A 1,580-nucleotide genomic window follows, 5' to 3' on the forward strand; every position below is an offset into this window, starting at 1 on the left:
CCTCGGTCTCCGGTCCGCACCGACTACTCGAAACGCACGACGTGCAGTCCCAGCGGCTCCTGGTCGAAGGCGGGGAAACCCTGCTCGGCCAACGAATCGACCACGCGCACCCCGCCGTCCCGCTGCGTCGCCACCAGCAGGTTGCCCACCGTTTCGCGGTCGCGGGCGTCCTTGCGGCGAACCCACACCATCGCCCTGGCGCCCTCCGGCGCCTCCGACAGCTCCGACAGGACGTCGCCCCAGTGCTGGTGCACGGAGGTGCTCAGCGGTTCACCGAGCTCGCGCACCGTGGGCTCGTACCACGCCGCATGGGCGGGCAGCGGCGGTTCGGGAAGGTCATCGCGTCCTTCGTCCCACTGGGACAGGTAGGCCCACGGGTCGTCGTTGGGCAGTCCGAACGGGGCCTCGCCGCTCTCCTTCGGCACCACCAGCGCGGCGTCGAGCATCTGGTCCCGCCAGTCACCGGACTCCAGGAACCGCGGCGTGGTGCAGGCGAACAGCCAGCCCCGCTCCGTCTCGTCCGCGGCGTCCGGCTCGACGAGGACCGCCTCGCCGCCGTAGGTGTGGCCCAGCCAGCTCTCCGCCTTGCCGATCGCGGACTCCAGGTCAGCGGCGGCGCCCTCCCACGGCGCTGTGAGGACCTCGACCGCCCCGGGGAGGGGACGGTGGAAGCGGGCCACCGCGATCTGCGCGACCTCGTCGTCATCCAACCGGGCCAGCGTTCCCCGCTGGCCGTCGAGCACGATGACCTGGTCGTCGTCGTGGAACGCGTACAGCAGGTGCCCGGTGATCTCGACCCCGCCGAGCTGCCTGCGCAGCCACATCACGCCCCTGGTGCCCGGTCCGCCTTCGACGATCATGGAGGTGGCGTCCTGCCAGGTCGAGCAGGTGCTCAACTCGGCGTCCGGGAAGTGCGCGGCCAGCATCCGGCCCCACCAGCCCGGCGCCTCGTCCATCGGCTCCCACGGCAGGGCCGAGGCCGGGTAGCGGTCCACCGCGGCGTCCGTCGCGATCAGGCAGCCCCGCGCGTTGCTCCGCCAGCGCCACGAACCGGTGTCCGTCCCGGCCCCGTTGACCTCTTCGTTGAGCGGCTCCGCGTTGGCAACCGGGAAGGGCTCTCCGCCGTCCTTGGGCACGGCGATGGTGGCGGCCAGCAACGGCTCGGAGGAACCGGTCACGTAGTCGCACCCGAACAGCAGGTTGCGCTCGCCGTCGAACAGCGGCTCGTCGCCGGTGAGGGTCACCAGCCCGCCGTACGTGCGCTCCAGCCACTCCGCGGCCCGACGGGCGGAATCGTCACTCATCTTCACCTCAGTCACTCGTGAGAGCCTTCGTCGCGCGGGACAACCGTCTTGTCCCCATCGTGGACCGTGCGGATCGCGACGAAACCGGGTCGCGAACGGGAGGCGGGGAAACCCCCCACCGGAGGGCGAAACCCGGCGAACCGGTAGTTCCATCCCCGGCCACCGTGAAAGAGCCGGGGATGGTCTGCCGCACGGACGAGCAGCTCCTCCAGGATGGCGAACTCGCCCCGAAGCGCGAGGCATGCACGAAGGGCGGTCATGACCAACTCGTCCTCC

The 1,580-nt window shown here is 71.1% G+C and carries 1 protein-coding gene; it reads right to left on the minus strand.

The genetic code is table 11. The features are described 5' to 3' along the window. Positions 1-23 precede the first annotated feature (23 nt). Complete coding sequence (locus H1226_RS21410) at positions 24-1,304, minus strand: YrhB domain-containing protein (RefSeq protein ID WP_258342248.1); 1,281 nt, start codon at positions 1,302-1,304, stop codon at positions 24-26. Positions 1,305-1,580: the final 276 nt, after the last annotated feature.

It is taken from the genome of Saccharopolyspora gregorii (assembly GCF_024734405.1).
In the GTDB taxonomy this organism is placed as follows: domain Bacteria; phylum Actinomycetota; class Actinomycetes; order Mycobacteriales; family Pseudonocardiaceae; genus Saccharopolyspora_C; species Saccharopolyspora_C gregorii.